This window comes from Streptomyces sp. MB09-02B (assembly GCF_033794485.1).
Classification (GTDB): Bacteria; Actinomycetota; Actinomycetes; order Streptomycetales; family Streptomycetaceae; genus Streptomyces.
In genome coordinates, this window is the sequence record NZ_JARGEE010000479.1 from 1 (window position 1) to 6,291 (window position 6,291).

A 6,291-nucleotide genomic window follows, 5' to 3' on the forward strand; every position below is an offset into this window, starting at 1 on the left:
CGTGAGGACCTGCGCGCCCGAGTCCTGCGCCTTGCCGGCCTGGTCCAGCGCGGACTGGAGGGACTCCTTGTAGCCGGCGCTGGTGTAGGTGGCGCCGGATACCGCGTCGATCTCGGCGCTGCCCGCCGCCACCGCCGCCTGGTTGAGCTTCGGCACCGAGTCGCCGGTGATCTGGGTGGAGCGGCCGCCGCTCGGCGCCTGGACCGCCTCGGCGTTGGTGATCTTGCCGCCGCTGACAGTGATCCTGACCTGCACCGGCCCGTAGTCGGTCTGCACGGTGGTCCCCGTGAGGACCTGCGCGCCCGAGTCCTGCGCCTTGCCGGCCTGGTCCAGCGCGGACTGGAGGGACTCCTTGTAGCCGGCGCTGGTGTAGGTGGCGCCGGAGACCGCGTCGATCTCGGCGCTGCCCGCCGCCACGGCCGCCTGGTTGAGCTTGGGGATCGCGTCGCCGCTGATCTGGGTGGAGCGCCCGCCGCTGGGCTGCTGCACCGTCTCGGCGTTGGTGATCTTGCCGCCGTTGACGGTGATCCGGACCTGGACCGGTCCGTAGTCGGTCTGGACGGCGGTGCCCGTGAGGGTCTGCGCGCCGGCCGCCACCCCGCCCTGTGCCGAAGGAGCGCCCCCTGCCGCTCCGGCCTGGACCGATCCGGCCGGGTCGGAGGCCGGCTTCAGCGACAGCAGCAGCACGATGCCGGACACGGTGGCGGCGGTGGCGAGCAGGGTCCGCCGGATGGGGTGGCTCTTCTTCATCGCTCCTTCAGCTCCTGAAGTGTGAAGTCTCGCGGGGGAGACCCGTGGGGCGAACCCTCGGGAAACCATGGCCAGAAGTCGGGATGGGGCAGGTGGGGGTGACCGGCGGCTGGAACGGCCGGTCGGATGGAGATACGCGGCGAGCGGCCCCGCCGCTCACATCTCGAACGACTCGTGGTGGATACGCCGGGTCGGGACGCCCGCACCGCGCAGGGCCTCGTACACGCCCTGGGCGAAACCGGGCGGCCCGCACAGGAAGACGTCGTGGCTCTCGATGTCCGGGATCTTGCGGCGCAGGGAGTCCGGAGAGATGTCCGGGCGCTCGCCCTCGGGGCTGTTCACCGCGTACATCAGCCGTGCCCCGCGCTCCTCGGCGATCAGCGCCAGCTCGTCCCACAGGGCCAGGTCCTGGGTGGTGTTGGCCCGGTAGAGCAGCGTCAGGTCACCGGCCGCGCCGGGCAGCGTCTCGAACAGGGCCCGCATGGGCGTGATGCCCACACCACCGGCCACCAGCAGCACCTTGCCCCGGCTGCGCTTGCCGGCCGTCAGCGCCCCGTACGGGCCCTCGGCCCACACCCGGGTGCCGGGCTCCAGGTCGCGCAGGGCCGAGCTGTGGTCGCCGATCGCCTTGACCGTGATGCGCAGCATGTTGGGGCGGGGCGCCGCCGACAGCGAGTACGGGTGGGAGCTGAACCGCATGCCGGGGGCGAGGAACCGCCAGCGGAAGAACTGCCCGGCCTCCGCGCCCATCCGGTGCAGCTTGCGCCCGCTCATCAGCACGGAGACGATGCCGGGCGACTCCTCGATGACCGCCTCGACCCGCAGCCGGTGCCGCATGTTGAGCCGGATCGGCGTGATGATCCGGTACCAGATCACCAACGCGGTCACCGACCCGTACAGCGCGTACCAGGCGGTCTTCGCGGCGGGCGTGACGGCGAACTCGTTGCCGGTGGAGATCTGGTGCCAGAACGTCAGGAACGTGGCCGCGTACGTCAGCAGGTGCGTGTGGTACCAGAAGTCGTACGGGATCCGCTTGCGCACCGGGCCGATCGACATCAGCCCGATGAGCACCAGAAGACCGGTGCCGATGGCGGCCTTGCCCATGTCCGGCAGCTGGTTGATGGAGTCGATGGTCTGCTGCAGGATCGCGGTGTGGGTGAGGCCGGCCTGCAGCGCGTACCCGTACATCGTGAGGACGACGTGCGCGACGACCAGGCAGAGCGTGTAGCGGCCGGTCATCGCGTGCCAGCGGGCGACCCGGTCGGAGCCGACCCGGCGTTCCAGCGCGGGCACCCGGGCCATCTGGAGCACCACCAGGGCCATCATGTAGCCGCCGAGCAGACCGGTGATCCGGCCGGCGTTGACCATCTTGCTGCCCTGGTCCGCGATGGACGGCGTGTTGTCCCACCACAGCCACACCACCGCTGCCACGCCCGCGAAGAAGACAAGCAGCAGCGGGACGGCGGGGGAGCGACGAGGTCGGATGCGGCGCATCGTCTGGCGGCGCGCGGCGCGACCTCCGGCGATCGTGGACACGGTTCCTCCGTGGTGGGCTGGACCCTTGGCCCACACGTACGTGCAGGGAGTGCCGTGTGTTCAACCGTGTGAACAACTGCCTTGCGGAACGATCGCTACCGGAGGGCGCCCGCGCCTCCCACGCCGTCAGGCGACGGACGGGGGCAGCGGCAGTGGCAGCCCCGGGAGGCCGTCCATGCTGGTCGCGATGTGTTCCTTGGAGCCGAAGTAGGCGCTGAGGGAGTCGTCGTCCTCGCGCGCGAAACGCCGGCCGTGCAGGTCGCGCTCCTCCTCGTACGCCATGAACGGGACGGCGTAGCCGCAGCTGTCACGGATCTGCTCGGCGCGGACCACGATGATCGCGCGCAGGCCGTGCGGGCTGGGGTCGATGTCGGGGAAGCGGGCGAGGAGTCCGGCGAAGCGCGGGTCGTCGCGGAAGACCGGCTCGCCCGTGCCGTGCACGCGCACGATGGTGGGCGGGCCCTGGAAGGCGCACCACATCAGGGTGATCCGGCCGTTCTCGCGCAGGTGCGCGATCGTCTCCGCGTGGGAGCCGGCGAAGTCCAGGTAGGCGACGGTCCGTTCGTCGAGGATGACGAACGAGCCCTTGAGGCCCTTGGGGGAGAGATTGATCGTGCCGTCGGCGGCCAGGGGCGCCGTAGCGGTGAAGAACAGTGGCTGTGCCTCGATGAACGTACGCAGGCGGCCGTCGATGCGCTCGTAAGTCTTTCCCATGTCTAACGATTATCGACGGAAACGCTTCGCCTGTCTAAGGATTTCGTCGTCCGAGGGCTTGGACCCGCCCGCGGAGCGGAGGGCCGAGAACACGAAGTCCGGGTGGAACCCGTGGGGTCCACCCGGACTTCGTGTTCTCGGATGCAGGTCTTCCATGGCCGCCCCGGCCGGCGCGCGGGGCGGCCACGACCCCTGTCACTCACCAGGAGCGCAGGAGGTCACCCGAGCAGAGGCCGTGGACTACTGGTTCAGCTGGCAGGGGGCGAGCGCCTCCAGGCCCTCGGGCTTGGCGGCGGCGCGGCCGATGGCGGTCTCGATGCGGTTGAGCGCGGCGACGCGCTTGTCCTCCAGCGGGCCGAGAATGGCGTTGTTGACGAAGTTCGGGCCGCCCTGGCCGACGGTGTCGATCAGGCGCTGGTTGGCTTCCTGGATCTGCGTGTCGAGCTGGGCGAGGTTGCGGTCGACCTCGGCCTGCGCGGAGGCCGGGATCGCGGGGAGTTCGCCCTCGACCTCGGGGCAGGTGATGGTCCCGGCGGCACCGGCGTTGCCCGCGTCCGCGGCACCCTCGCCCGCACCGGCCTCGGCACCCGCGCCCGCCGCGGCGCCCGCACCGGCCTCGGCTCCGGCCTCCTGGCCGGCCTCCGCCTCCTCACCGGCGCCCGCGGCACCGCCCTGGTTCAGCTGGCAGGGGGCGAGCGCCTCCAGGCCCTCGGGCTTGGCGGCGGCGCGGCCGATGGCGGTCTCGATGCGGTTCAGCGTGGCGACGCGCTTGTCCTCCAGCGGGCCGAGGATGGCGTTGTTGACGAAGTTCGGGCCGCCCTGGCCGACGGTGTCGATCAGGCGCTGGTTGGCTTCCTGGATCTGCGTGTCGAGGAGCGCGAGGTTGCGGTCGACCTCGGCCTGCGCGGAGGCCGGGATCGCGGGGAGTTCGCCCTCGACCTCGGGGCAGGTGATGGTCCCGGCGGCACCGGCGTTGCCCGCGTCCGCGGCACCCTCGCCCGCACCGGCCGCGGCGCCCGCGCCCGCCGCGGCGCCCGCACCGGCCTGCGCCCCTCCGTCGGCTGCCGCGGCACCGCCCTGGTTCAGCTGGCAGGGGGCGAGGGCTTCGAGGCCTTCGGGCTTGGCGGCGGCGCGGCCGATGGCGGTCTCGATGCGGTTCAGCGCGGCGACGCGCTTGTCCTCCAGCGGGCCGAGGATGGCGTTCTGCACGAAGTTCGGGCCGCCCTGGCCGACCGTGTCGATCAGACGCTTGTTGGCTTCCTGGATCTGGGTCTGCAGCTGGGCGAGGTTGCTGTCGACCTCGGCCTGCGCGGAGGCCGGGATCGCCGGGAGGCTGCCCTCGACGGCCGGGCAGGTGATCGTGCCGGGGGAGGCGTTCCCCGCGGCTTCCTCGTTGTTGGCACCCTCACCGGCGAGGGCGGAACCCGCGATGACCGCTCCGGAGAGCACGACCGCGGCGGCGCCGCCGATGATCCCTACGCGACGCTTGTTGTACTTCGGAAGAGCCCTGGACATGCGGATGCCTCACTCGGGTCGGGTGTGGTCGGTGGTGATGGACGCGGCGCCTGCGTTCGGTGTGAGTTACGTGAAAGCGGTTTCGTTTGTTCAACCGTTTCTCGGCGTCTCTCAAACTTCTCTCAGATTGACGATTCATGCAGAGTTCTGCATACTCATGCATGGCAGTGAACGCAGTAAGCGGAGATCTAGGAGCAACGCGAGTGAGCAGCAACAGCGGTGACGTACGGCTCTGGGGCGCCCGTTTCGCCGACGGTCCCGCCGAGGCCCTGGCGAAGCTGTCCGCGTCCGTCCACTTCGACTGGCGGCTGGCCCCGTACGACATCGCGGGCTCCCGCGCCCACGCGCGCGTGCTGCACAAGGCGGGCCTGCTCACCGAGGACGAGCTGTCCCGGATGATCGCGGGCCTGGACGCGCTCGAAGCGGACGTGGCGTCGGGCGCGTTCGTCGGCACCGTCGCCGACGAGGACGTGCACACCGCACTGGAGCGCGGTCTGCTGGAGCGCCTCGGCCCGGACCTGGGCGGCAAGCTGCGTGCCGGCCGGTCCCGGAACGACCAGGTCGCGACCCTCTTCCGGATGTACCTGCGGGACCACGCCCGCACGATCGGCGGTCTGATCGCCGACCTCCAGGACGCGCTGATCGGTCTGGCGGAGGCCCACCCGGACGTGGCGATGCCCGGCCGCACCCACCTCCAGCACGCCCAGCCGGTGCTCTTCGCGCACCACGTCCTCGCCCACGTCCAGTCCCTCTCCCGGGACGCCGAGCGGCTGCGCCAGTGGGACGAGCGCACCGCCGTCTCCCCGTACGGCTCCGGCGCCCTGGCCGGTTCCTCCCTCGGCCTGGACCCGGAGGCGGTCGCCAAGGACCTCGGCTTCGAGCACGGCAGTTCGGCGAACTCCATCGACGGCACCGCGTCCCGCGACTTCGTCGCCGAGTTCGCCTTCGTCACCGCGATGATCGGGGTGAACCTCTCCCGGATCGCCGAGGAGGTCATCATCTGGAACACGAAGGAGTTCTCCTTCGTGACCCTCCACGACGCGTTCTCGACGGGCTCGTCGATCATGCCGCAGAAGAAGAACCCGGACATCGCGGAGCTGGCGCGCGGCAAGTCCGGCCGCCTGATCGGCAACCTGACGGGCCTGATGGCGACGTTGAAGGCCCTCCCGCTGGCCTACAACCGTGACCTCCAGGAGGACAAGGAGCCGGTCTTCGACTCCATCGACCAGCTGGAGGTCCTCCTCCCCGCGTTCACCGGCATGATGGCCACCCTCACCGTCCACCGCGAGCGCATGGAGGAACTGGCCCCGGCCGGCTTCTCCCTCGCCACCGACATCGCCGAATGGCTCGTCAAGCAGGGCGTTCCCTTCCGGGTCGCCCACGAGGTCGCCGGCGAGTGCGTCAAGGCCGCCGAGGCCGAGAACAAGGAACTGAACGACCTGACGGACGACCAGTTCGCCAAGATCTCCTCCCACCTCACCCCCGAGGTCCGCACCGTCCTGAACGTCCCGGGCGCCCTGGCCTCCCGCAACGGCCGAGGAGGCACGGCCCCGAGCGCGGTGGCGATCCAACTGGCGGACATCAAGCAGGACGTGACGGCTCAGCACGCATGGGCAACAGCCAAGAAGAGCTGAACCCACCTTGGGAAGGGCCGCAGGCCCCTTCCCAAGGGGCGCGGGGAACTGCGCGACCAGCCCCCACCGGACGGACGCTTGGGGGTCGAAGGGGGCGCAGCCCCTTGAGGATGGGACGGGTAGGGGCGGCGGGGGCGAAAAA

General features: G+C 70.9%; 4 protein-coding genes and 1 pseudogene. 1 reads left to right on the forward strand and 4 read right to left on the reverse strand.

Translation table 11 applies throughout. The features are described 5' to 3' along the window. The 4 genes and pseudogenes from P1P70_RS38390 to P1P70_RS38405 all read right to left on the reverse strand — a co-directional run. A partial coding sequence (locus P1P70_RS38390) for an FMN-binding protein (RefSeq protein ID WP_319246035.1) occupies window positions 1-750 on the reverse strand: 750 nt, incomplete at its 3' end. 156 nt (window positions 751-906) lie between these two features. After that, entirely contained in the window at window positions 907-2,244 is a 1,338-nt protein-coding gene (locus P1P70_RS38395) for a ferredoxin reductase family protein (RefSeq protein WP_319246040.1), read from the reverse strand. Window positions 2,245-2,412: 168 nt separating this feature from the next. After that, window positions 2,413-3,000, reverse strand: a complete 588-nt coding sequence (locus tag P1P70_RS38400) for a pyridoxamine 5'-phosphate oxidase family protein (RefSeq protein WP_319246036.1) — start codon at window positions 2,998-3,000, stop codon at window positions 2,413-2,415. Between the two features lie 672 nt (window positions 3,001-3,672). Then, window positions 3,673-4,515, reverse strand: a pseudogene (locus P1P70_RS38405) (hypothetical protein); the annotation flags it as partial. Window positions 4,516-4,718: 203 nt separating this feature from the next. On the opposite strand from P1P70_RS38405, the gene argH reads away from it, so the two are divergent. Next, complete coding sequence (gene argH, locus P1P70_RS38410) at window positions 4,719-6,149, forward strand: argininosuccinate lyase (RefSeq protein WP_319246038.1); 1,431 nt, start codon at window positions 4,719-4,721, stop codon at window positions 6,147-6,149. Window positions 6,150-6,291: the final 142 nt, after the last annotated feature.

Excerpts from the sequence above, each read along its gene's own strand:
- P1P70_RS38395 (WP_319246040.1), bottom strand. The coding sequence starts at position 2,244 with ATGCGCCGCATCCGACCTCGTCGCTCCCCCGCCGTCCCGCTGCTGCTT.
- P1P70_RS38400 (WP_319246036.1), bottom strand. The coding sequence starts at position 3,000 with ATGGGAAAGACTTACGAGCGCATCGACGGCCGCCTGCGTACGTTCATC.